Annotated in this window: 1 protein-coding gene; it reads right to left on the reverse strand. The window is 38.3% G+C overall.

Annotated features, from left to right (window positions below; all coding sequences use genetic code 11):
- Nucleotides 1-159 precede the first annotated feature (159 nt).
- The gene (locus QZ265_RS10640) at nt 160-1,818 is read right to left on the reverse strand and encodes a thiamine pyrophosphate-binding protein (protein ID WP_296406005.1); all 1,659 of its coding nucleotides are present in this window, start codon (nt 1,816-1,818) and stop codon (nt 160-162) included.
- Between the last annotated feature and the right edge of the window lie 367 nt (nt 1,819-2,185).

Raw genomic sequence — 2,185 nt, forward strand, 5'->3', positions numbered from 1 at the left:
CTATATAATAATTTTATGAATTTGCGCTAAAAACACACCCTCCTAGTTAATAAAACCATGAGGATGTATTGCTATCTAGTTGTATTGCTATCTAGTTGTATTGCAAGCTACATATAGTACTATCTACATATAGTACTGTCTAAAAGGTACTCTAAAAGATCAGAACAAGGCCGCTTGTTTTGCTAAAACTGGGGGAATATCCATCACCGCCGTAACTACTTCAAGAAATACCATTTTATTAGGTGTATCTTTCGCGGTTGCTATTGCAGACTTAAGCTCACCTGCAGTTTTGGCTTTTAATACCACACAGGTATCTTCGGTTGCACCAAATGTATGTGGCACACTTTGCCAGTCGATCTTAGGAATATCATTATAGATTTCATTTTCGCCATGAATAGCGCGTTCAATGGTATAACCCGAGTTATTGATAAGAAGGATAACAGGGTTTAATTTTTCGCGAAGCATGACAGCAATATCTTGAATGGTTAACAAAGTTGACCCATCTCCAATTAGCAAAATAGTACGCTTATTTGGTGAAGCAATGCCAGCGCCTAAGCTTGCAGGCAGGGTATAACCGATAGATCCCCACAGTGGTTGACCGTGGAAGGTTACGCCATCTGGTAATGCTATGGGTCCCATGCCATTATAAGATGTGCCTTGTTCGGCAAATACCAAACTGTTCTCAGTTAAATTATCTGCCACTATATGCCACAAGTCCTGCTGTATTAAAGGAGCGTCATCAGCCGCTTGTTGCTCATACACTTCTCTTTCGCCTTTGAGCGGTTTAGGGATAACATTAATACCTGAAGTGAGCACCTCATGTAATGCTTGTAGACCATCTTTCATGCTTATAGGCGCAAATAATTTATCACCCACCATAGAATTATTTTCAGAGATTTCAACTGTGCGTGATTGATCTATTTGTTGACTAAAGCCAGAACTGGTTGTGTCGGTAAATGTCACCCCTACCTGAATCAAACATTCAGCGTTTTCTACCGCATCTTTAACTATGGGGTTCGATACCTTAGCATAATAGACGCCAGCCCAACGCTCATCTTGCTCATTTAACAGTGATTTACCCCATGATAAAGTCGCATAAGGGATTTTGGTATCTGCAACTAAGGCATTTAAAGCTTGTTTTAAACCCAAACTTTTTACCTTAATGTCTGCAAGTAAGGTGGTTTGTTTTCCATCAATAAACTTTGCTAAAGCTTGTTTAAAGTCACTTAATGCTTGCTCACTGGTATTATTATCTCTTTGCAAATCTAATTTGGTAGAAGGTGGATAAATAGGCATTTGTGATACATCAGCAGGTAAGCATAGATAACCTGGGCGTTGTTTTTTGACAATTTGAGTGATCACATTATCTATTTGTGCTGCAGCATTTTCAGGGGTAATAATAGCTTGAGCTACCGTTACTGATTCGGCCATTTTTGCAAAGTTATCAAAGATACCTTCACCCAAGCTATGGTGTAATACCAGCTTTCTATCTTGTAGCTTGGTCTTTGGTGCGCCTGTAATATGTAATACTGGTGCAAACTCAGCATAAGATCCCGCTGTCGCATTAATTGCTGATAACTCGCCTACGCCAAAGGTTGTGACCATAGCCGCAAAACCTCGCTCCCGAGCATAACCGTCAGCGGCATAGCCTGCGTTTAATTCATTGGTATTACCCACCCAACGAAGTTTATCTGAAGCAATGATATTGTCTAAAAACAATAGATTGTAATCACCAGGTACCCCAAAGACTTCAGTTGCACCTGCTTCTGCGACTCGTTCAAACAGGTAGTCGGCTATCGTATAGATATTATTTGACATCCAATTCTCCAATATTATTTTTATTCTGTTTTTGAGTTAAAATTAGGCTTGTAAAAATTTAAAAAAGCAACTAACTCATTGCTATTACAGGATAAATTTAACAGCAAATTTTACAGCTTAAAATGTAATATTTGTTATAAGAACGCATCTCAGTGTAAGTAGTGCTTAAAAATAAACTTTTTACGTTACTGATTATTTTATTATCATCGTATCTTAATTTTATACAACCACTATCGCTCTTATCAGACATTTGGATACACAACATATAGACGATTACCATCGATGACTGTCTTGTCACTGTCCAAATATTTCTGTTCAATGCCTTGGTCAGAATCATTCATTGCAAAGTCATCGTCATTGAGCAAAC

This window comes from Psychrobacter sp. (assembly GCF_018260395.1).
Classification (GTDB): Bacteria; Pseudomonadota; Gammaproteobacteria; order Pseudomonadales; family Moraxellaceae; genus Psychrobacter.

Bases quoted from the DNA above. Each gene is read 5' to 3' on its own strand.
- QZ265_RS10640 (WP_296406005.1), bottom strand. From the start codon at position 1,818: ATGTCAAATAATATCTATACGATAGCCGACTACCTGTTTGAACGAGTC.